Consider the following 21,248-nt stretch of genomic DNA (forward strand, 5'->3'; position numbering starts at 1 on the left):
ACCCCATGAAAAATGAGGATATAGCGCTGACTATAGACGAGGCTATTATAGAGGGCCACCTAAAACAAGCGCTGGACCTGCTGGCGCAAAGCGTTGAAGACGAAGCCGATAAGGAAGAAATCATCCTGCTTAAAGCACGGCTGAACAACTACCAAAAGCGCCTGAACCGGGGGACCGCAAGCCAGGAACACCTTGACTTGGAGCTAAATCAGATCCGCTCGTCTATCCTTAGTCTGAACCGCCACTTGCATGCAGCAGTGGCTGACGCTGAAAGCGAGGACCGTAGCCTAGAGTTACTGGAAGAAATCCACGCTCGAATCAAAGCGACGCACAATGCCTACCTGGCGCAGTGCAATATTCGCAATCTCCTTATGGCGTCCTTGCGCCAACGTTTTGGTATTGAGGATGTGGACCACTATTACCATGTGTTCGCGCAGTATTACGATCAGATGACCGATAAGGAAAAGCGATACCACCGTATGATAAGGGGGTATACTCAGAATGTTATCCGGGAAAATCATCAGAAAACCTACGATCTCCTTAAAGCCCAATCAGCGCTAAAATCCCTGGTGCCGCGATTGGAAGAGCTGGAACAGCACCTGGTGGTTTGGCTCAGCAAATACGAAAGTCTTTTCCTGCCTGACGAATCCATCAGCCTGGTCTACGTAGGCTTCGAAGAGGGCGTAAAATTCCCCACCGGGCTGGAGCATGACCTGAATAAATATATCGCCAGCCATTCGTAGGTTTGGCGGCCGCTACCCGTGCTTAATTTTCAGCCAATCAGATTTGCTGATCCCGTACCAGTTATGGTCGGCTCCGTCAAATTCAAAGACTTCAATCAGCCGGAGCCCTACCTTTTGCAATACTTTGTTGGAGCCGATATTGTCGACATGAGCACCAGCGAAAATTTCTTCCAGCTCCAGCGTTTCGAAGCCGTATTTCAGTGCCGCCAGGGACGTTTCGGTGGCAATGCCTTGCCCCCAGTATTTCCGCCTGAGCCGGTAGCCAAGATCGTAGTAGTCCATATCGTCCCGCACGGTGGTCTCGAACTTCAGCCCTGACCAGCCGACGAAGTCCTGCGTGGCTTTGTCAATCACCGCCCATCTGCCTATGCCATATCGATCATACTGATTGCGGACATAGGCAATTGTATCATGAGCCTGATCCATTGTTTTGATGGGGTTGTTCCCCAGGTATTTATGAACCTCAGGATCGGAATCCAAATCGAAAAACCCCTGAGCATCCTGCTCCTCCGGCTTTCTTAGGATATACCTTGCTGTTTCTATGGTTGGGCTCATGGTGGTTGGGTTGTTTTACAAAAAGGGTTATACGCAATAAGGGCTGTGCAGCCGCAGTACGCAGCGCAGCGAAGTATTGTTCGGCTGCACTGGGTTAGGCACAGTATGATTTTTTAATTATTCTTCTTTTTTGACTTTCCTTTTAGGAATGTACTATCACCGTTTCATTGCTTAATTCAATGACTTTTTTACCCGATTCAAAGAAGTCAGTTATGGTTTTAAAGTTTTCCTCAAATAGCTTAATCAATTCGGTATTAATTATATTTCCAGTAGTGACCATTAAGATGTTATCGGGCTCCCCTTTAACTACTCGGTATTTTAAGAAATCACTGTCTTTGGTTATTACAATTCTTGTTTCCTCAATTGATTTTTCAATTATCTCAATATCGGTAGTGTTATTACCTTTCGGTAAATCTGATGTATGAATCGAGTCGTAACCTCTAACATTCAACCATTTACTCAATCGTCTTGGAAAATGAGCATCAACAATAAATTTCATCAAGCAGCTTTAATTTTCGTTATGCTTTCTACATTCGCTAATCGAGCTGCAAAGGCTAAACATGCTTGAATATCCTCTAATTCTAAATCAGGGTAGTCAGCTAAAATTTCTTCGTTCGTCATTCCTGCTGACAATAAATCCAAAATCATTGATACAGGGTATCTCATATTTCGGATTGAAGGCTTACCAAATAAAATTTCCGGATTCATTGTTATCCGGTATAATAATTCCGATTTTTCCATGTTTTTCTGCTTTTCGTCGCTGGGTTTTAAAAAAAAGAAAGTTACCTCTTATTTCTGAATAATTCAATTCATTGCCTCCTTCATACCTTTCAATAACAGCCTCTGCTTCTCCATACCTGTATTGTTATCATTGTATTTTCATCTGCTTTTATATTTTTCAGCTCATTCAATCCTACCGAAGTACCGACACGCAGGCAGACATTGAGTAGGTTTGCTGCTCCGATCTTTATCGGAGACCACTTAATCGTCAGTATATTTCCCATTGGCACGTTGCATGGGGTTTTTCCCACTCTCAATCTTATGCTTTTTGAAGACTTGGAAGCGTGACGGGACCTGCCGCAGTGGCCAGCTGTTATTGCTCAGCCCGGCATCTGCTGTTTCCCGGAAGGGATCGATTTCAATGGCCTTGACCGGCTTTTCCTTAACGAAAACCTTGGTGAAGGCCGATTCGTTCTTGCGCCAGATTTGGGCAGGGATGCGGTCGATCTCGGTGCTGCCGTCCTCGTAGGTCCATTGTATGATGACCGGCATGACGAGCCCGCCCTTGTTGCTGAAGTGCAGCTCGTAGTAGTTCTTATCGCCAAACTGTTGCTGTTTTTCCTTTTTGCTGAAGGGCTCATCGTAGATCACAATTTTCTGCTGTGTCACGCTGTCTGCCGTTTCCCAGGGCCTGTAGTTACTGTAAAAATCCTGTAGTTCAGGGTCTTCCTCATCGGCAGGGACGATACCTGCTTCTTCATTACGGATTTGGGAAAGATCCCGGAAAGGCTTGGATGCCCGTACGGGTTGGGTGATTTCCCGGCGTTCGGGGTCATTTTCCAGATCGACTTTGTACCATTTGACGCTATCAAGGGCAATATCCACATAGTCCGTACTGTAGAACCAGCCCCGCCAGAACCAGTCGAGGTCCACGCCGCTCGCATCCTCCATCGTCCGGAAGAAGTCAGCCGGTGTGGGGTGTTTGAACGCCCAGCGGCGGCCATATTCCCGAAAGGCGTAATCGAAGAGCTCCCGCCCCATGATGGTTTCCCGCAGGATGTTGAGGGCAGTGGCTGGCTTGAGGTAGGCATTTGAGAAATAATCCTTAATGTTTTCACTGTTGGTCATGATAGGCTCGAGTTGCCCCTTCGGCATGCTCATATAGGCCGTGATCTGATGAGGCGGCCCCGCCCAGCTCTGGTAGTCGGCGTCAAATTCCCGCTCGGCCAGGAACTGCACGAAGGTATTCAGCCCCTCGTCAAACCAGGCCCACTGCCGCTCATCGCTGTTGATGATCATCGGGTAGTAGTTGTGGCCCACCTCGTGGATGATGACCGAAATGGCGCTCTTCTTTGCTAGTTCGGTGTAAGTGCCATCAGGCTCGGCGCGGCCGGGGTTGAAGCAGATCATGGGGTATTCCATCCCATTGCTGGCCTCTACCGAAATGGCAGTGGGGTATGGATAGGGGATACTGTACCTGGAATAGGTCTTCAGGGTGTGGGCTACCGCTTTGGTAGAGTAGCGGCTGTAGATAGGGTAGGCTTCTTTGGGATAATAGCTCATGCACATCACCCGTTTGCCATCGCTGTTGTAGTGCGGCATGGCATCCCAAATGAATTTCCGGCTGGCGGTCCAGGCAAAATCCCGCACCTGATTGGCATGGTAAATCCAGGTTTGGGTTTTCTTAGCAGGTTTCGCTTTTTCCTGGGCTTTGGCTTCCTTCAGGGTGACGATTTCTACCGGGGCGTCCGCGGTCTGGGCGGCTTCCCAGCGCTCCAACTGTTTTGGGGTAAGCACATCCGCATAATTGAGGCATTCTCCGGTGGAGCCGACCATGTGGTCTTCCGGCAGCGTAATGCGCACGGTATAGTCGCCGAAGGTCAGCGCAAACTCGCCCCGGCCGGTGAACTGATTGTTTTGCCAGCCTTCAAAATCGGTGTAAGCGCAAAGGCGGGGATACCATTGGGTGATGGTGTAGAGGTAGTTGTCGTCCTCCGGGAAGTACTCATAGCCGCCCCGGGGCAGGGTAGCGGCATTGCCGGTAGCTTCGAGCAGGTGATTGAGGTACACCCGGTCCACGATGTAGTAATGCCAGTCCACCCGGAAGCGGAAATGCTCGCCCGGGCCCAGGGTTTCAGGCAGTTCCACGCGCATCATGGTCTGATTGATGGTATACTCCAGCGCCTGGTCGTTCTCATCGGCTACAGCTTCAATGTTCACGCCGTATTTATCCCGCCCGCGCCAGGTTTCCAGGGCTTTGAGTTCGTACTCGCTCATCACAGGTTTGATGGAGCTGGGGTCGAAATATTGGTTGTCATTTTTCGGGGAGTGCTGGTTTTCGTCCAGTTGGAGCCACAGGTAGCGCAGCGGCTGAGGGGAGTGGTTGTAGTAGGTGATCCACTCGCTGCCATCCAGGCGCTGTTCCTCGGTATTGAGGGTGCAGTCGATTTCGTAGTCGGCCCGCTGCTGCCAGTAATCGGGGCCGGGGGCACCATCCCAGGCGTGGTAGCTATTGGGCGGAGTGATGAGGGTGCCCAGTTGCTCAAATTTGTTGCCGTGGTCGGCGCCGGGATTTTGGGCATGAAGGCTTGTGAAGAGCCCGAACAGGGCCATTGGAAGGAGGAATCGAAGCAGTTGCATGGTCGTGTAAATGTGGTTTGAGGGGCTAAAATACGTTTTTCCGGTGGGCTGGGGGTGGGCAATTGTTGCGGAAAGCTTCCTGAGTAGTCGTGGTTTTTGAATTTACAAAAACTTAACCCCCTGAATAGTACTTTGGCTGCTGCATTATCTAATTTTGAAAAACGCATTTACTCTACACCACTAGTGAATATAGTCAGAGCAATAAAGAGCGGTGATGAATCTGAATTTCGGTCGTTGTATGACAACTACTTCCGCCGGGTGTATTTTTTTGCTTTAAAGAGCGTTAAAGATCCCACTGAAGCAGAAGACCTGAGCCAAAATATTTTTCTAAAAGCATGGGAAAACCGGCATCGTTTTAAGGATGACCTGGACATAGAACCACAGCTTTTCCAAATTGCCAAAAGCACCATTATCGATTACTTCCGTGCAAAGACTACTCAACAGCAATTAATCAAAGCACTGGCAGAAGATGCACCGGTAAACCGCGGTGCAAACCCTCCGCAATTTTCAGAGCAATCAAAGGTTTTGATCTATCTTCAGAAAGCAATAGAAGACTTGCCGCCTAAAAGGCGAGAAGTTTTCAAATTGAGCCGTTACCATGGCCTTACCTACGATGAAATCGCTCAGGAACTTTCCATTTCCAAAAATACGGTGCATGTCCATATTACCAAGGCTCTGGCTACGCTTAGAAAAAAATCGCTTCCTGATTCGTGAATGACCGCTACGCATAAGTAGCATCGGCTCGGATTTCTCTGATAAATGTCAGGCTACTTCTCCCAGTAATTGTCTTTTCCGGTAAATTTTTTAATTTTTTCTTTCGCGGAGTAATCCTATCCGGATTGGCAACCGTATGCCCTTATTGAAACGTGTTTGGAAACGACAAGGATGAAAGAAAAGAAATTGATCGATAAGCTCCTCCGGGGAGAATGCTCTTCTGAGGAACTGGAGCATTTACAAAGGTACTGGCAAGGTTCGGATCAATCGGGACTTGAGGAGATGCTAGAAGACCATTGGCAGTCAACAGCGCAACCTGAGGAGTCTGATACCTCGGACCTGCAGGAACGCCTGTGGGAAAAGATAGAAACTGCACGGGAAAAGCCCGCACCTTTAACTATTCGTTGGACAAGTTCCTGGGCATTTAGAGGAGCTGCTGCCGCTGCTGCAGTACTTTTAATCACGTTTGGGGCATATTGGTATCTCCAGTCATCAGCGGGTCCTTCTGGTCAACAACTAGTTGAACAAGTTAATCTGGACGCAGCACCCATGCCAGTTGAACTCGAAGACGGGTCGGTAGTCTGGCTAAAGAGGGAGAGCAAGCTAACTTATTTAGAGCCCTTCTCAGAAGGTGAGCGATCTGTACAATTGATCGGTGAGGGCTTCTTCGAGATCGCCAAAGACCCTCAGCGCCCGTTTATTGTGCGAACCGATCATTTAGATACCCGGGTTTTGGGTACCTCCTTCAATTTGAAAGCAGAGGAAGGTGACAGCATAGTCCAAGTGGCGCTGGTAGAAGGTAGTGTAGAGGTAATTTGGGACGCTCAACGGGACACTTCCGTAAGGATATCACCTGGAGAGCAGCTCACCTACCATCATCAAGTACAGCGGGCGGAGAAAGAACGGTTTGTTTCGGATGCCCCGTACGCCTGGAAAAACGGGGTGATCTATTTCACGAAAGCAGATGTCTACGAAGTAGCTATGACCTTAGAGAAATGGTATGGGAAGCCCTTCAAGATCAAAGGAGACAGTTTGATTTCCGGCAAACTTGTCCACCGGTATAACACCAAAAAACTAACCTTAAATGAAGTATTACAAGGCATCAGTAAAGTAATGGATTATCGTTTTGAGGCGCAAGCCAATGGAGATATACTGATCCTGCCAAAGGACTAAAATCAAATCATAAGAAAAAGCCAGCTAGCGGACTAGCTGGCTGAGCTTTTAAACCTTTGCCAACCCTTTCCCAAAGCAAGTTTGGCCGCGAGCATTTGGGATTAGGTAACAGGCAAAGGGTGTAATCCTATTATTTAAAAACTCAATTTGAAATTATGAAACTTTGCTTACTAAGAAAAGTTTTCGCCATGTCGAAATTCTTTTTATTCGTGGGTTGCTTGCAGGCACTGTTTGCCACAGTTGCCCTGGGCACTTCCGGTCACGCTCAAATACTGGAAGAGACCTATATTTCCAGCAATTGGGATAACCTAAAATTAGAAGCAGCCTTTGCCGATATTCAGCGGCAGACGGACTTCTTCTTTACCTACAACTATGATGCTATTCATAGGATACGGGTGTCAAACAAGCAGCAGAATCTTCCGCTCGCAGGTTTGCTAAAGTATTTATCTGGCAAGTCGAACCTAAAGTTTCAAGTAGAAGAAGAAATCATTTACGTCACGGTTGACGAACAGATACTCGAAGCTCCATCCCGGCATAGGCTCAATTTGGAAGTGCCACCAACTTTGGAGTTGCAGCAACTTGCGCAATTGGAAAACACCAAAATCATTTATCAGTTGTCCTCTCTCGTATCAGGCGATGACCGGTTAGTAAAGGGGGTGGTAAAATCAGCAGAAGGAGAACCCCTTGTCGGGGCTACGGTCTTGGTAAGGAGTACCGGCAATGGTACGGTAACTGACGTTGATGGCTCCTTTTCGATTATTGTACCGGATGAAGAGGATGTGGTACTAATTGTTTCCTATGTCGGATATGACTCTAAGTATATTTCTTTAAACAACCGCGCTCAACTGGAAATCATCCTAGATACCTCCTCTACGGAACTAGATGAAGTTTTGGTCATTGGTTACGGCACGGATACGAAGGAGAAGTTCAATGGTGCCGTATCAAAAGTAGATAACAATACCCTCAATAATTACTCTGCAGCCAGTTTCGATCAAGCAATAGCTGGTACGGTTTCAGGGGTGCAAATTTCCGGGAACAACAAGAATCCGGGAGAGAATTCGGTCATTCAAATCCGAGGTATCAATACCCTTACAGCTGGTACCAACCCACTTATAGTAGTTGACGGCAACCCGCTTACAGAAGGTTCTGCCCTGAGCGCGATCAATACGCAGGATATTGAGTCAATAAGTGTCCTGAAAGATGCCGCATCAGCAGCAATCTATGGTTCCCGGGCCTCAAATGGAGTTATATTGATTACGACCAAAAAAGGGCAGGAAGGAAAACTCCGAGTGACTTACGATGGTTATCTTGGATTCCAGGAGCGCATTGATAATTTTGAGTTGGCTGATGCCTACGGAACAGCCCGTTTTGACTTCGATGCCAGAAATTTTGGCTACCTCTCAGGCGGGGAAGGCAGAAGCATTTCCGATGATAATGCGACGCGCGATGCCAATGGCGGCGGCAAGCGTTCCCGTGTTCAGCCCTTCCTGCAAGATTACCTTAACGGAACGCCAGGCTTAACCAACACAGATTGGGCGGATGCGGTGTTCCGAACAGCACCCCAGCAAAATCACTACCTGAATTTGAGCGGGGGCAGCTCTAATACAGATTACTCTGTTTCTTTTGGGTATTTTGATCAGGAAAATATCGTTGTTGAAGCAGATTATCAGCGGTACACTACCAACTTTCAGATCAATTCCCAGATCAATGACTTTATCCGCTTTGGCGTAACTTCCAATGCCGCCTTTTCAACCTCACGACCAGTTGGATATCGTGGTTGGTCAGATTTTAATTTGGGTGCCCAACCTGATCCTGCTCAGGCCATCATGCTGATGTTCCCCTACTATTCCGTGTACGAAGAGGATGGCTCTCTGGCAGTTGACAATCAATTGCAAGATAATAATGACAATTGGGACGGGCCGATTTCCGGAAACGCTGTTGCAACCATGGCACTTACCGATCATAGTGATCAGGATTTCCGCCTTTTTGGAAATACCTACCTTGAAATTGAGCCTCTGCCTGGGCTTAAGTTCCGCACCTCCTTTGGCGGTGACTATACTACAGGAACCGAAGAGTTTTTTGCGCCCTCCACACTTGGCAACTATCGTTTGCCTGTGGCTAATTCTCTGGCCATGTCTTTCAAAAGCGATACCAGAAGGGAAAACTATATCACCGAAAACCTGCTGTCTTACAACCTTTCAACCGGTGCTCATTCTTTTGACGTATTGGGGGGCTACTCTTATCAGCAGGAATTTCGGAACCGGACCCGACTGGAAAGCGAGGACTTTGTGGATGACAACTTGCGCAATATCTCCGGAGCAGTTAACCCGCTTGCCACTTCTGTGAGCAGTAAATGGGCGCTGGAATCCGTCTTTAGCCGCTTGCAGTATGGTTTTGACAACCGCTACTCTCTTTCCGGGTCCCTGCGTCGTGATGGCTCTTCCCGCTTCGGGGCGAACACCAAGTACGGCACCTTTGCTTCTCTATCCGCAGGCTGGACACTGAGTAATGAAACCTTTTTCCCCGATAGTGATCTGGTCAGTTTCGCAAAACTGAGAGCCAGCTGGGGACAAACGGGTAATAACCAGATTGGTGATTTCGCCTCTATAGCTTTGGTGGACCAGGATAATTATGTTGTCGATGGAGGTTTGGTAGCGGGATCCTACACCCGCACATCTCCGAACGCTGACCTTTCCTGGGAGACCAATACTTCACTTAATTTGGGTGTTGACCTGGGCTTCTTGGACAATAAATTACTGCTTACCGCAGAATACTACACTTCAAACACAACTGATTTGTTGCTCAGTGTACCCGTACCTCAGCAATCTGGATTCAGTACTTCCCTGCAGAATATTGGAGAACTTGATAATAGAGGCTTTGAATTTGAGCTTCGTGGCAGGGGCTTTAAACTTGGTGCGGTGGACTTTGGCTTCAACGCTAACATCTTTACGAATGAAAATCAGATCGTGGCCCTGGGTGCAGGACAGACACAGATCATTCAGGGAAATGGAGGGATGGACTTCATAACTCGTGTTGGCGATCCTATGGCTCAATTTTATGCCTATGATGTTATCGGCGTGTATCGTTCTGCGGCAGACCTTGAAGCAGAAACTATCACTCCTTTGCCCGGTACCGAGGTAGGTGACTATATCGTTCGGGATGTGAATGGCGATGGGCAGATTACTCCTGATGATCGCACAGTGCTGGGGGATTACAATCCTGATTTCACCTATGGTATTGGGTTGAATTTTGGCTATAAAGGGTTTGATTTGGCTCTACAGTTTAATGGCATAGAAGGGCGTAAAGCTGCCGACCGGATGATCCGCAATACGGAAAGTGGAGAAGGCTTTTTTGTGCCTTCTCAATACTATGTGGACAACTATTTCACGGATGATAATCCCGATGGGTTTTTCCGCCGGCCGGATTTCAGCAGCTTTTCTTCTGCGGGCCGTCTGACCCGCTCTTCAAATCTGACGGTTCTGGATGCAGATTACTTCCGTCTGAGAAGCCTGCAGATTGGCTATAACTTCCCGCGCGAGTGGGTACAGCGGGTAGGTATTGAGGGCTTGCGTCTCTACATTACGGGTAATAATGTCTTCAATATCTCTGACTTTAGAGGGTACAACCCAGATGGAATTGACAACCGCTCAAACACCCGGCAGACCCTGACCAGGGGATGGATTCAGACGACTAACCCACTCACCCGGTTTATGGCTTTTGGTGTCAATGTGAGATTCTAGTCAAACTTTCAAAACTTAAAATCAAACAAAATGAATTTTTTCAAATATATACTTCTGGGTGGAATTGTGTGTTTAGTGGCAGCTTGCTCAGACGAATTAGATTTAACCCCCATCACAGAAAAGGCGGCTAACAGCTTCTTTGCAAGTGAAGCTGAAATAGAAAGCGCAATCGCCGGTGTTTACGCGCAACTGCAAAGCGGAGGTTTGTACGGACTGGATTTAATCGGTGTAGGCGAAATACCGGGGGAGGATACTTTTGAGGAAATCGCTGCCAACGATGGCGGCCGTTTCGGCCAGTTGGATGACTTTTCTACCAATGCTGACAATGATTTGGTAGGTGACATTTGGCGAGAGTCCTACGAGGGCATTCAAAGAGCCAACGTTGTACTAAACCGGATTGAAGACATCGAGTATGAAGACCCCTCCATCAAAACTGCTCGGATTGGAGAGGTGAAGTTCATTCGGGCTTTATTGTATTTCAACCTTGTACGTCTTTACGGAGATGTTCCTCTCGTGGTGGAAGAAACACTCAACCCCTCTGACTTTTTTGGTCAGGGACGCACCGCTGCTTCCGAAGTATACCTGCAAATCGAAGCTGACCTGGAGGATGCCATTCAAAGTTTACCCCGTGAAAAATCAGCGGGAAGGCCAGCGCAGGGAGCAGCACAGGCACTTTTGGCAGATGTATTGATGAATCAGGGCAATTATAACGATGCAAGAGGCTTATTAGAAAGCGTTATCAATTCCAATATTTATAGCCTGATGCCAACCACAGCAGATATATTTGGTATGGCCAACGAGGGCAACGAAGAAGTGCTTTTCGAAGTCCAGTTCGCTAGTGGCGTTAATGGCAATACAGAGGGTAGTCCTGCTGCCACACAGTTTCGTCCGTCTGGGACAACCGGTAACGCGAAGGGCCATAACCTGCCATCTGAGGCGTTTGTGAACAGCTTTGAAGCTGAAGACACTCGACGGGATGACTATGTGGACCTGGATGCAGAAGCCAATCCATTTTACTTCTCCACTAAATACGAAGTGTCTCCCACTGGGGTGAACGACAGTGGCACCGATTACTACGTCATTCGTTACGCTGATGTGCTGCTCAAGTATGCGGAGGCGCTTACAGAGACAGGGCGGCAAGACGAAGCGCTTCCTCTCATCAACGAGGTGCGCAACCGCGCCGGGCTGGGCAATACGACTGCTGCTTCACAAGCCGAAGTGCGGGCCGCTATCGAGCTGGAACGCCGCTTTGAGTTCATCGGAGAAGGCCACCGTTGGTTCGATCTAAAACGTACTGGCAGGGCAGTGGAAACCATGAATGCCTGGTTCCAGGCTAACAATAGGAACATTACTATAACCGCCGACAACCTCATTCTTCCCATTCCTCAAAGCCAGATAGATACAGATCCTGCTATTGCACAAAATTCAGGATACTAAATCAGTGAAATGCCGCAGTAGCGCTCCGCTACTGCGGCTTTCCAAAAAAAAACATCATCATGAAACATACGCTGATTTTTCTATTCATCGCCGGGGGCGCAGCCCTCCTGTTTACCAGCTTTTCAGACAAACCAATTGATACTTACCCACCCGTCTTTTCCTCCTATCAAGATATCATTCAGTGGATAGACCAGCCAACAGACGATTACATTATGGTGGTGGCGCACCGGGGGGACTGGCGAAATGCGCCTGAAAACTCTATTCCTGCTGTCCTAAACTGCATTGAGATGGGCGTGGAAATCGTAGAGATTGATATTCGCATGACAAAGGACAGTCAGTTGGTGGTCATTCACGATAAAACACTGGACCGAACTACCACCGGAACGGGGAAAGTAGCTGACTGGACATTAGACTCCATCAAAACGCTGAACCTGAAAAACGGTGCTGCTGGAACGACTTCCCACCGTATTCCTACACTGGAGGAGATGATGCTGGCTGTGAAAGGCAAGCCGGTCCTGCTCAACCTGGACAAAGCCTGGAGCTACCTTCCTCAGACCATTGACGTCCTCCGCCGTACAGGTACCGTTGAACAGTGTATTTTTAAAGGCAATGAGCCTTACGGAAACATGCGTAATACCCTGGGCAACTTACTCGATAGTATTATTTACATGCCTATGGTGTGGCCGGCTGACTACAACATTTACAAGAAAAAGGAGGATATCATCAAAGATCCCTTGGCGTACGTTCAGGAATATATTGAGCAGCTTAACCCATTAGCATTTGAGGTGATTTATAGCGATGAAGGGTCCAACATATTCGATGCCATTGACCAAATGGCAGAACATGATATTTCAGTTTGGGTCAATGCCCTGTGGGGTAAGCTTTGCGCTTATCATCACGATGACAGGGCACTTGCTGATCCTGATGCCCACTACGGCTGGATCATCGAGCACGGCGCAAATATCATTCAAACTGATCGTCCTGCATTTTTAATCAGCTACCTGCGAAAAAGAGGGCTCCGAGATTAACTTATAGAGTTTCATATTACTAGTGAGTGTTGGCCCCGATCTGTAAGTTACAGGTTGGGGCATTTGGTTAAAGTTAAACTAAGCGTCCCGATTTTCTAGTTGGTCAGCCCATTCTGGTAAGCCGTTAATAATTTGCCAGACCGGCAGCCCTTCCTCAATCGCCATCCGGATTTCAGCCTCATCTTCCGCCTTTCCCGTCACCCAGACGTTGCGCATGCCCAGGTTGTGCCCGAATTGGAGGTCAGAAAGCGAGTCCCCCACCATGACTGACCGGCTAAAGTCAATATCCGGGAAGTCCGCTTTGGCCTGAAGCCCCATTTTGGGGCTGGGCTTACGGCAGTTGTTGGGTACTGTTTTGAGATCGGGGCAGGTGTAAATGCGGTCGGGTAGGGCACCCACCATTTCCAAGCCTGCGCACATGTGATCGTGTACCGCCTGAAGCTCCGTCATAGTCATTAGCCCCTTGCCAATGCCCTGCTGATTGGTGACTACAAAAAAATAATCGAACGAGGGGCGAAGCTTTCCGATGGCTTTCGGATTACCGGGCATCCATTCAAATTCACCGGGATGACGGACATATCCGCCCGGGATTCGGGTGTTGATGACGCCGTCGCGGTCGAGAAAGAGGGCAGAGTAGGTCATGGTTCTGTATTTGGGGATTGATCGCAGGCGGGCAATTTAAACATTTCGGGCGTTACCCACCTTCTATTTCAAAACAACAAAATGAAAAAGCAAGCCATCATAACCGGTGCCGCAGGTGGGCTGGGCACCGCTGTTACCCAAAAGTTTTTAGAAGCCGGATACGAAGTCACCGCTATGACGCAGCCCGGTCACCCGGACCAGATCGACCACCTGAAGTCGGCTACGGGCAGCCCGTCAGAATTGCGCATCCAGCCGCTGGATGTTATGGACGGCCAAGCAGTAGCCGGATTTTTCGCCAATCAGGAAAACGTTCATGCCGCTATCTTTCTGGTAGGTGGTTTTGCGATGGGCAAGCTGGCCGACACTTCGGAAGCAGATCTGGATAAAATGCTGTCGCTGAATTTCAAGACGGCATTCCATTCGGTACAAAACGCCCTGCCCAAGATGGCAGAGGGTGGCCGGATCATCCTGATTGGCGCACGCCCGGCAACGGATCCGGAAGCAGCAGCAGCCCTGGTCGCCTATAGCTTGTCTAAAGGGTTGGTTTTACAGCTCGCCGATATCGTCAACGTGGAAGGGGCAGAGCGAAACGTACAGGCGGTCACCATTCTGCCCAGTATCATCGATACCCCTGCCAACCGGGATGCCATGTCAGATGCTGATTTTAGCCAGTGGGTGAAGCCGGCGGAAATAGCCGAGGCGATGCTCTTCGCCTGTTCTGAAGCAGCCCAAAAGCAACGCTTCGGGCAGTTTAAGATGTACGGGGGCGTGTAAACAGAGCGGCTTCCACCAACTGGCAAATGGTATGCCCCATCAGCATGTGGCACTCCTGTATGCGGGGGGTGTCACTGCTGGGCGCGTTGAGCAGATGGTCTGCCATATCCCGAAGTTTGCCGCCGCTCTGACCGGTCATAGCGACGACTTTCAGCCCCAGGTCTTTAGCCTTTTCTGCTGCCAGGAGGACATTGGGCGAATTGCCCGAGGTAGACATGGCAAACAGCAGGTCGCCGGGTCGTCCGGCAGCCTCCACCATGCGGGCGTAAATCGCATCGTAGCCATAATCGTTGCCAACAGCCGTAACAAAAGACGTATTGACATGCAGGGCTTCCGCAAACAGCGGTGGGCGGTCGAAATAAAAACGCCCGGACAGCTCGGCAGCCAGGTGCTGCGCGTCGGCAGCGCTGCCCCCGTTTCCACAAAATAGGACTTTGCCGTCACGCCGGTACACCTCAATGCACGCCTGAGCCACGGTTTCTATTGCCTGCAGCAGCTTAGCATCCTGCAGCATAGCGGTTTTGGCTTCAACACTTGCCTGTATGGCTGCTTTTATAGTGAATTGCATCATTTTCTGTTTTATTGTCGGATGAGTGCCTCTATACCGTGCACCATATTTTCCCAGGAAAATCGGCTTCGCCCGGCTCTTACCGCATTTTCCATGCTTTCCTGTTGCTGGTTGTGGTAAAAGTCAGCAATCGCCGTGGCAATTGCTTCGGGGCTCACGTCTACCACATAACCTTCTTTTCCGTGCTGTACGATTTCCGGCAGACCACCCACCCGGGTGACCACCATTGGTTTGCCAAAGTGGAAAGCGAGCTGGGAAATGCCGCTCTGGGTTGCGGTTTTGTAGGGTTGCACCACGAGGTCTGCTGCGCCAAAGTAGGCGCCCACCTCACTGTTGGGAATATAGGCATTGCGCAATACGATCTGCTCTTCCAGCCCTTGCCCGGCAATGAGTTGCTGATAAGGTTCCGGATCGTCGTAAAATTCACCGGCTACAATAAGTTTCACGCCAAGCGTGCGCACTTCCGGGAATGCCATGGCCTGAAGCAGTAGGTCGAGCCCTTTATATCCCCGGATAAAGCCGAAAAACAGCAGATAGTGCTGGTCTTTTGGTAAGTCCAGTTGCTCAAGGGCGGCATCCCGTTCTACCGTCGGCCCATAGTTGTCGTAAATAGGGTGGGGGATGTAGGCCACGGGCATCTCTTTTGAAAAGGTTCGGATATCAGCCTTGACCGCGCGGGACATGACCACGCAGGCATCCACGGCATTAAGGAAGTACCGCGTAAAGGCCTTATCGCCGGGCCGGTGCTCATGGGGGACCACATTGTCGGTGATTGCCACCACTTTAGTGCGTTCAGCCCCGCCGCCGATGCGGAGGATGGTGCCCAGGGCTGGCCCCATGAACGGTAGCCAGTAGCGGACAATAATGAGGTCGGGGGCCAGCGCTTTCAATTTTCGGCCAACCTTTATCCAGTTTAAGGGGTTGATGGAATTGATCACGGGCTCGATCTGTAGCCCGGCAGGAGGCGGGTCGTCCGTGTACTGCGTCTTGCCGGGGAACAGAAAAGCGGGGTACTGCAGGCGGAAAGAGAGGATACGGACTTTGTAGCCGTGGTGCTGCAGTTCCTGCGCCAGGCGCTCCGTGCTCGATGCGATACCGCCCCTGAGCGGGTGGGCGGGCGATAAAAAGACAACCTGCTTCACTTTTTGGGCGCAAGATAATCATCTCAGAACGAATAACACTTAACCACAATGATTTGGAAACAGGAATTTACCCTGGAGGGCATTAATCAAATCTGCCAGAACACTTTAGTTGACCACCTGGATATTGTTTTCACAGATTACGGCGACAACTATCTGGAAGCCACGATGCCGGTTGACCACCGCACGGTACAGCCTGCCCGGTTGTTGCACGGGGGCTCTTCCGTAGCTTTGGCCGAAACGATTGGGAGCGTAGCCTCACAGCTTTGCCTGCCCAACATGGAAACCCACATGGCTGTTGGAGTAGAAGTGAATGCCAACCACCTCCGGTCTGCTAAGAGCGGTCGGGTGACCGGGCGGGCAACTCCACTGCGCATCGGGCGAAAGCTCCACATTTGGGAAATCCGCATCACGGATGAAAAGAAACGGCTAATATGTGTCAGCCGACTAACAATTGCAGTAGTCCAACGGAGCTAAATGGTGGAATTGCCATTAAGCTGGTTATATTTGACCGCTAAATTTACAACTATCGGAAGCTTGTTTTGGCGAAAGCCAGTCACCACACTTTTCCACCTAATGCTAAAAAAAAGTATGAAGAAAGCACTTTTACTCTTGTCATTTATTGCAATGACAACTACCTATTCTGTAGCACAATTGAATATGGAACTCCTGTCTCAGGTACAATACAATGACACCGGTCTGAACGATATCTGGGGCTGGGCCGACCCCGAGACGGGCATTGAATACGCTATCGTCGGGCTTCAGCTGGGCGTCTCCATTGTCTCCCTGGAAGACCCCGAGAATGCCGTGGAAGTCGCCCGCATCCCGGGGCAGTTCTCCACCTGGCGGGATATGAAAACCTGGGGGCACTTCGCCTATATCACTACTGATCAGGGCGGTACCACGGAAGGCGTTACGGTCATCGACCTGTCGCAACTGCCCGAAGCCGCACCCTACTACCACTGGACACCCGACCTGCCCGGGCTGGGCACGCTGGAAACTTGCCATAACATCTACATCGATGAATTCGGCTACGCTTACCTGGCTGGCTGTAATATGAATAATGGCGGCATGATCATCCTGGATGTAGATACCGAAACAGGCGAACCGGAGTTTGTAGCGCCGGCGCCGGCTGTATATTCCCATGATGTATATGTGGTCAACAATCATATGTACGCCTCTGAAATTTATGTAGGCAACATGACGGTTTATGACGTTTCTGACAAGCAAAATGTACAGACTTTGGGTTCTGTAGGTACACCTTTCTCCTTCACCCACAATATATGGGTAAATGAGGATGAGACCGTTGCGTTTACGACCGATGAAGTAGCAAATGCCCCGGTGGCAGCCTATGATATCACCAACTTTGCAGAAATTGAAGAGCTGGACCAATACCGGCCAGTGGCAACCGTTGGCTCAGGCGTGATTCCGCATAACGTTCATGTTTGGGACGACTACCTACTGATTTCCTACTACACGGATGGTGGTAAAATAGTGGATGGTTCCCGCCCAACCAATCTTATCGAGGTAGGTAATTACGATACCTGGCTGGGCGGTGACGGTGGCTTTAGCGGAGCCTGGGGCTTGTACCCGTTCCTGCCTTCTCAAACGGTACTGGTAACCGATATCAACAACGGGCTTTATGTACTGCAGCCTGACTTCAAAAGAGCGTGTTGGCTGGAAGGCATTGTTCGGGACTCTGTTACACAGGCCCCCATTAACGGTGCTACGGTAGTTATCGACTCCGGGCAGCCCAACTTTGGGGAATCTGACCCATTTGGTGCCTATGCTACCGGACAGGTGCTGGCAGGTACCTTTGCGGTCACTTTTGAAAAGCCCGGCTATCAGCCAAAGACCCTGCAAGTGGACTTGGACAACGGTGTACTCACTGAGCTGGACGTTGACCTCGTGCCTCTGCAGCAATATTCCATTACCGGTCAGGCGGTGCGCGATGGAGACGGCCAGCCGGTTCCGGGCGCATTGGTGCAGGCTTTCAATGAGACCTTTACTTTCAATACCGTAGCAGACGCAAGCGGTAATTTCACCTTCAACAATATAACAGAAGGTACTTATCAGGTGGTGGCCGGCTCCTGGGGCTACCTGCATGCCGTGCTTGAGGATGTGGATTTGAGCAACAATACAGAAGTAACGGTTGCCCTCGAAACAGGCTATCAGGATGACTTTCTGTTTGACTTCGACTGGCTGACCGGCGCCACCTCGCCCACCGGGCAGTGGGAACTGGGCATACCCGTAGGAACGGAATATCAGGGCACCCAATCGCATCCCGGTACTGATGCTCCCGATGACCTGGGCTTCAGCTGCTATTCCACAGGCAACGCCGGTGGCGGTGCAGGCAATGACGATGTGGACAACGGCAGCGTAGTGTTGCGCTCTCCGTTCATGGACCTGTCCAATTACGACATACCAATGCTTTCCTTGAGCTACTGGTTCTTCAATGATGGTGGTGGGGGTACTCCGAATGATGAGCTTGTCATTAGCATCACTAACGGAACAGACGAAGTCGAGATAGCTACGATTACCCAATCCCTCAGCCTTTGGCGCAAAATACAGCAGGTTAACCTTGCAGACCTCATCGAGCTGACCGACGAAATGCGCCTGGTGATTACCACGTCCGACGATCAGGCGGAGGGCCATTTAGTAGAAGCCGGCATCGACAAGGTACTGGTCGAAGAAATGGGCATGCCTTCTAATACAGAGGATTTGTCGGCGGGCGTTCAGCTCGAGGCTTTCCCGAACCCTGCCAAAGGCGCCTTCACGGTTAGCTATGAGGTACCGCAAACAGCAGCACAAGCTGATCTGATCCTCTTTAATGCCCTGGGGCAGGAAGTGGAGCGTCAGCAACTACAATCCGCTGCCGGGCAGTTCCGCTTTGGCGAAAAGCTGAGCGCAGGCACCTACTTCGCTCACCTCATGGTGGATGGAGTGACGGTGGAAACGCTTCGGTTGGTGAAGCAGTAAAATACAACTCGGAAAAGAGATAAGAAATGGGGCGTTGCCGTGAGGTGGCGCCCCGTTTTTTTTTTGCTTGTAATCCTATTGTACCCAAGGTATTGTGGTGTGAGAACTTACTTGTTTTTTCCAATCTGCAGATTGCAGTGTATCTTTCACCTCTATACGGGCACCGTGGTATTTGCTTGAACCTGAGTCCGAGGACTAAAAACGCTAATTTCATTGTAAAAGCCAGCAGTTGGAGATCATGAAAAACCACTTTGAAGATTTTATCCACCGAAGAGTTAAAAAACCTAGCAGTCAAGAGGTTCAAGAAATTTTATCCATTTTCTTTGAGAAAAAACTCGACAAAGGAGCAATATTCAAAGAAGGGTATACGGTCATAAAAAAACTAGGATTTCTTGTAAATGGTAGCGCCAGAACTTATTTCACCAACGACAAGGGTGATGAAATCACGGATGAGATCGTTCAGAAAAACAATTTTCTTTCAGACATTATAAGTGTCAGGACTGGCAAAAAGTCCCCGATTGTTATTGAAATCTTAGAGCAATCTACCGTCCTCGTCGCAAATATGGACCGCGTATGGGATTTGCTTGATCGCAATGTGACATTTAATATTTTGATTAGAGAATACATTGGGGATCGGGCAATGGTACTGCTTAAAAGGCACTTTACGTTTCTCAATGGCACAGCCAAAGAGCGATATCAATATATTTTGGAAACCAATCCCGAAATACTCCAGAAATTTCCACTCAAATATGTAGCCTCTATGATCGGGGTGACCCCAACTCAGCTTAGCAGGATTAGAAAAGAAAAATAGTAAGCTCGCAGGTTTTTTCAACAAATGTAAAAGGATAGCGGATATAGGAATGTGAAATTTGTGCCATCAAACAACAACATTTCACGTCATGATCAATCTTTCTACACTCAAAACCCTAGCTGCATCCTTTATCTTACTTTTTGCTGCTAATACGGTTTTTTCCCAATCAGCCCAGACGGAACTAGAAATTATCCAGGAGGCCTTCGGTCTGGATAAGAAGGTAGCGGTCGCCAATTTTATGGAATTAGGCGATGATGCTGAAAGTTTCTGGAACATTTATGATGAATACGAAGCAGAGCGCAAGGAGCTTGGAAAAATGCGGCTCAAAATTATAGCCGATTACGCTAAAAGTTACCCTACTATTTCTGACGAGCAGATTCTGGAGCTTTTCAAGAGGACGGAAGCCTTTAAAAAATCATTTGGCAAGCTTCAGAAAACCTATTTCAATCGAATGAGGAAAGAAGTGGGCACAAGCAAAGCTGCTCAGTTCTGGCAGTTGGAAAACTACTTCAACGCAATGATACAGGCTGAGATTTATGCTCAGATACCATTTATCGGTGAAAATCTGGATGAAAACTAATCCTGATAAGTAGTTGGATACAGTCAGACTACTTGACAAAATGGTTTCAATGGATCAATGGGATTGATTTTTGCGGGCTCGCGTTCCCTCCTTAAGGCGGCGCGCGGAGGCAGGAAAAATCAATCCTATCTCAGAATGTCCAGTAGTTTAGGATACAGTCATAGCCAATTCTGCCATTCAAAATTGAACATAATATGAAGCTTAATAAAAAAGTGGTTTATGTTTTGTCTGCAATTGGGGTATCAATAGTATTGTTTTTCATTTTCCTGCCAGCTATTCTTCATTCATTGGGGCTTCACCCTGAGTATGACGGGAAACAATACGATTTAAAAGGCAAAAAAGCCCTCATCGTAACTACTAGTCACGGAGTTTTGAACAAGCCGGGAGAAACAGAAGGCAAAAAGACAGGTGTGTTCGCTTCAGAAATGACTATCCCATACTACGAATTTTTGGATGCTAATATGGAAGTGGATGTAGCTAGCATCAAGGGTGGAGAAATACCAATAGATCCTCAATCCTTCTATTATTTTCTGAAGTCGCCTCAAGACAAGAGATACCTGGAAGACGAAGTGTTTCAGCAAAAGGTGAAAAATTCAATTCCTGTAGCTCAGGTGGATTTTAATGATTATGAGATCGTTTTCTTCGCCGGTGGATGGGGCGCTGCCTATGATATGGCGTCTGAAATGATGGGAGAGAAAGTGTCAGAAGCCTACTACAATTCTGATGTCCTCTTCGGTAGTGTGTGCCACGGCGCACTTGCTTTTACAGAGGCCAAAGATTCTACCGGGAATTATTTAGTGGCAGGCAGAAACATGACAGGGGTAACGCAAAAGCAATTAAAGCAATTTGGTATTGAGTATACTCCTAAACACCCGCAAGAGGAATTAGAAAAAGCTGGAGCTGATTACAAGGTGTAGACTTGCGTAAAAATAAGACAGTTTAAAAATTCACTAACTTTAAGCTGTTATGAAGAAATCAAAGTTTACAGAGAGCCAAATAATCAAG

The 21,248-nt window shown here is 48.8% G+C and carries 19 protein-coding genes; 12 read left to right on the forward strand and 7 right to left on the reverse strand.

The genetic code is table 11. From position 1 onward, the window contains the following. Nucleotides 1-5: 5 nt before the first annotated feature. On the forward strand, nucleotides 6-743 hold the full coding sequence (locus MRY86_RS08380; protein WP_293568410.1) for a hypothetical protein: 738 nt from the start codon (nucleotides 6-8) through the stop codon (nucleotides 741-743). A 12-nt stretch (nucleotides 744-755) separates the two neighbouring features. Here the strand turns inward: MRY86_RS08380 and MRY86_RS08385 are convergent, their stop codons facing one another. The 4 genes from MRY86_RS08385 to MRY86_RS08400 all read right to left on the reverse strand — a co-directional run bounded on the left by MRY86_RS08385 (nucleotide 756) and on the right by MRY86_RS08400 (nucleotide 4,658). After that, a complete protein-coding gene (locus tag MRY86_RS08385) occupies nucleotides 756-1,298 on the reverse strand; it encodes a GNAT family N-acetyltransferase (protein WP_293568409.1) in 543 nt (180 codons plus the stop codon). A 142-nt stretch (nucleotides 1,299-1,440) separates the two neighbouring features. Then, nucleotides 1,441-1,797 (reverse strand): DUF5615 family PIN-like protein, encoded by a 357-nt coding sequence (locus MRY86_RS08390; protein WP_044228129.1) that lies wholly within the window; start codon nucleotides 1,795-1,797, stop codon nucleotides 1,441-1,443. Further along, nucleotides 1,797-2,039, reverse strand: a complete 243-nt coding sequence (locus MRY86_RS08395; RefSeq protein WP_044228125.1) for a DUF433 domain-containing protein — start codon at nucleotides 2,037-2,039, stop codon at nucleotides 1,797-1,799. The genes MRY86_RS08390 and MRY86_RS08395 overlap by 1 nt, the downstream gene beginning before the upstream one ends. Before the next feature lie 240 nt (nucleotides 2,040-2,279). Then, nucleotides 2,280-4,658, reverse strand: a complete 2,379-nt coding sequence (locus tag MRY86_RS08400; protein WP_293568403.1) for a M1 family metallopeptidase — start codon at nucleotides 4,656-4,658, stop codon at nucleotides 2,280-2,282. Nucleotides 4,659-4,790: 132 nt separating this feature from the next. On the opposite strand from MRY86_RS08400, the gene MRY86_RS08405 reads away from it, so the two are divergent. From MRY86_RS08405 to MRY86_RS08425, 5 genes are all read left to right on the forward strand, one after another. After that, nucleotides 4,791-5,372 (forward strand): RNA polymerase sigma-70 factor, encoded by a 582-nt coding sequence (locus MRY86_RS08405; protein WP_293568401.1) that lies wholly within the window; start codon nucleotides 4,791-4,793, stop codon nucleotides 5,370-5,372. A 171-nt stretch (nucleotides 5,373-5,543) separates the two neighbouring features. After that, a complete protein-coding gene (locus tag MRY86_RS08410) occupies nucleotides 5,544-6,545 on the forward strand; it encodes a FecR domain-containing protein (RefSeq protein ID WP_293571262.1) in 1,002 nt (333 codons plus the stop codon). A gap of 188 nt (nucleotides 6,546-6,733) precedes the next feature. Continuing rightward, nucleotides 6,734-10,285, forward strand: coding sequence for a TonB-dependent receptor (locus MRY86_RS08415; protein ID WP_293565503.1), 3,552 nt, complete (start codon nucleotides 6,734-6,736; stop codon nucleotides 10,283-10,285). A gap of 30 nt (nucleotides 10,286-10,315) precedes the next feature. Next, the gene (locus MRY86_RS08420; protein WP_293565505.1) at nucleotides 10,316-11,722 is read left to right on the forward strand and encodes a RagB/SusD family nutrient uptake outer membrane protein; all 1,407 of its coding nucleotides are present in this window, start codon (nucleotides 10,316-10,318) and stop codon (nucleotides 11,720-11,722) included. 59 nt (nucleotides 11,723-11,781) lie between these two features. Further along, on the forward strand, nucleotides 11,782-12,750 hold the full coding sequence (locus MRY86_RS08425) for a glycerophosphodiester phosphodiesterase family protein (RefSeq protein WP_293565507.1): 969 nt from the start codon (nucleotides 11,782-11,784) through the stop codon (nucleotides 12,748-12,750). 78 nt (nucleotides 12,751-12,828) lie between these two features. On the opposite strand, the gene MRY86_RS08430 is transcribed toward MRY86_RS08425, so the two are convergent. Further along, nucleotides 12,829-13,392, reverse strand: coding sequence for an HAD-IIIA family hydrolase (locus MRY86_RS08430; RefSeq protein ID WP_293565509.1), 564 nt, complete (start codon nucleotides 13,390-13,392; stop codon nucleotides 12,829-12,831). Between the two features lie 81 nt (nucleotides 13,393-13,473). Here MRY86_RS08430 and MRY86_RS08435 point away from each other — a divergent pair, with 81 nt between their 5' ends. Next, nucleotides 13,474-14,166 carry an SDR family NAD(P)-dependent oxidoreductase gene (locus MRY86_RS08435; RefSeq protein WP_293565511.1) on the forward strand — a complete coding sequence of 231 codons (693 nt, stop codon included), beginning with the start codon at nucleotides 13,474-13,476 and terminating at the stop codon, nucleotides 14,164-14,166. On the opposite strand, the gene MRY86_RS08440 is transcribed toward MRY86_RS08435, so the two are convergent. Then, entirely contained in the window at nucleotides 14,144-14,737 is a 594-nt protein-coding gene (locus MRY86_RS08440; protein ID WP_293565513.1) for a D-sedoheptulose 7-phosphate isomerase, read from the reverse strand. The genes MRY86_RS08435 and MRY86_RS08440 overlap by 23 nt on opposite strands. 8 nt (nucleotides 14,738-14,745) lie before the next feature. After that, complete coding sequence (locus MRY86_RS08445; RefSeq protein WP_293565515.1) at nucleotides 14,746-15,876, reverse strand: glycosyltransferase; 1,131 nt, start codon at nucleotides 15,874-15,876, stop codon at nucleotides 14,746-14,748. A 48-nt stretch (nucleotides 15,877-15,924) separates the two neighbouring features. Here MRY86_RS08445 and MRY86_RS08450 point away from each other — a divergent pair, with 48 nt between their 5' ends. From MRY86_RS08450 to MRY86_RS08470, 5 genes are all read left to right on the forward strand, one after another. Then, nucleotides 15,925-16,350 carry a hotdog fold thioesterase gene (locus tag MRY86_RS08450; protein WP_293565517.1) on the forward strand — a complete coding sequence of 142 codons (426 nt, stop codon included), beginning with the start codon at nucleotides 15,925-15,927 and terminating at the stop codon, nucleotides 16,348-16,350. A 114-nt stretch (nucleotides 16,351-16,464) separates the two neighbouring features. Continuing rightward, nucleotides 16,465-18,852 (forward strand): choice-of-anchor B family protein, encoded by a 2,388-nt coding sequence (locus tag MRY86_RS08455; protein ID WP_293565518.1) that lies wholly within the window; start codon nucleotides 16,465-16,467, stop codon nucleotides 18,850-18,852. A gap of 238 nt (nucleotides 18,853-19,090) precedes the next feature. Next, entirely contained in the window at nucleotides 19,091-19,663 is a 573-nt protein-coding gene (locus MRY86_RS08460; RefSeq protein WP_293565520.1) for a Crp/Fnr family transcriptional regulator, read from the forward strand. A gap of 88 nt (nucleotides 19,664-19,751) precedes the next feature. Next, nucleotides 19,752-20,243 carry a hypothetical protein gene (locus MRY86_RS08465; RefSeq protein ID WP_293565522.1) on the forward strand — a complete coding sequence of 164 codons (492 nt, stop codon included), beginning with the start codon at nucleotides 19,752-19,754 and terminating at the stop codon, nucleotides 20,241-20,243. A 194-nt stretch (nucleotides 20,244-20,437) separates the two neighbouring features. Next, the gene (locus tag MRY86_RS08470; RefSeq protein WP_293571264.1) at nucleotides 20,438-21,160 is read left to right on the forward strand and encodes a type 1 glutamine amidotransferase domain-containing protein; all 723 of its coding nucleotides are present in this window, start codon (nucleotides 20,438-20,440) and stop codon (nucleotides 21,158-21,160) included. Nucleotides 21,161-21,248 lie beyond the last annotated feature (88 nt).

Origin of the sequence: Phaeodactylibacter sp. (genome assembly GCF_022763345.1) — a bacterium.
Taxonomy (GTDB): Bacteria; Bacteroidota; Bacteroidia; order Chitinophagales; family Saprospiraceae; genus Phaeodactylibacter.

Bases quoted from the DNA above. Each gene is read 5' to 3' on its own strand.
- MRY86_RS08380 (WP_293568410.1), top strand. From the start codon at position 6: ATGAAAAATGAGGATATAGCGCTGACTATAGACGAGGCTATTATAGAG.
- MRY86_RS08385 (WP_293568409.1), bottom strand. From the start codon at position 1,298: ATGAGCCCAACCATAGAAACAGCAAGGTATATCCTAAGAAAGCCGGAG.
- MRY86_RS08390 (WP_044228129.1), bottom strand. From the start codon at position 1,797: ATGAAATTTATTGTTGATGCTCATTTTCCAAGACGATTGAGTAAATGG.
- MRY86_RS08395 (WP_044228125.1), bottom strand. From the start codon at position 2,039: ATGGAAAAATCGGAATTATTATACCGGATAACAATGAATCCGGAAATT.
- MRY86_RS08400 (WP_293568403.1), bottom strand. From the start codon at position 4,658: ATGCAACTGCTTCGATTCCTCCTTCCAATGGCCCTGTTCGGGCTCTTC.
- MRY86_RS08410 (WP_293571262.1), top strand. From the start codon at position 5,544: ATGAAAGAAAAGAAATTGATCGATAAGCTCCTCCGGGGAGAATGCTCT.
- MRY86_RS08415 (WP_293565503.1), top strand. From the start codon at position 6,734: ATGTCGAAATTCTTTTTATTCGTGGGTTGCTTGCAGGCACTGTTTGCC.
- MRY86_RS08420 (WP_293565505.1), top strand. From the start codon at position 10,316: ATGAATTTTTTCAAATATATACTTCTGGGTGGAATTGTGTGTTTAGTG.
- MRY86_RS08425 (WP_293565507.1), top strand. From the start codon at position 11,782: ATGAAACATACGCTGATTTTTCTATTCATCGCCGGGGGCGCAGCCCTC.
- MRY86_RS08430 (WP_293565509.1), bottom strand. From the start codon at position 13,392: ATGACCTACTCTGCCCTCTTTCTCGACCGCGACGGCGTCATCAACACC.
- MRY86_RS08435 (WP_293565511.1), top strand. From the start codon at position 13,474: ATGAAAAAGCAAGCCATCATAACCGGTGCCGCAGGTGGGCTGGGCACC.
- MRY86_RS08440 (WP_293565513.1), bottom strand. From the start codon at position 14,737: ATGATGCAATTCACTATAAAAGCAGCCATACAGGCAAGTGTTGAAGCC.
- MRY86_RS08450 (WP_293565517.1), top strand. From the start codon at position 15,925: ATGATTTGGAAACAGGAATTTACCCTGGAGGGCATTAATCAAATCTGC.
- MRY86_RS08455 (WP_293565518.1), top strand. From the start codon at position 16,465: ATGAAGAAAGCACTTTTACTCTTGTCATTTATTGCAATGACAACTACC.
- MRY86_RS08460 (WP_293565520.1), top strand. From the start codon at position 19,091: ATGAAAAACCACTTTGAAGATTTTATCCACCGAAGAGTTAAAAAACCT.
- MRY86_RS08465 (WP_293565522.1), top strand. From the start codon at position 19,752: ATGATCAATCTTTCTACACTCAAAACCCTAGCTGCATCCTTTATCTTA.
- MRY86_RS08470 (WP_293571264.1), top strand. From the start codon at position 20,438: ATGAAGCTTAATAAAAAAGTGGTTTATGTTTTGTCTGCAATTGGGGTA.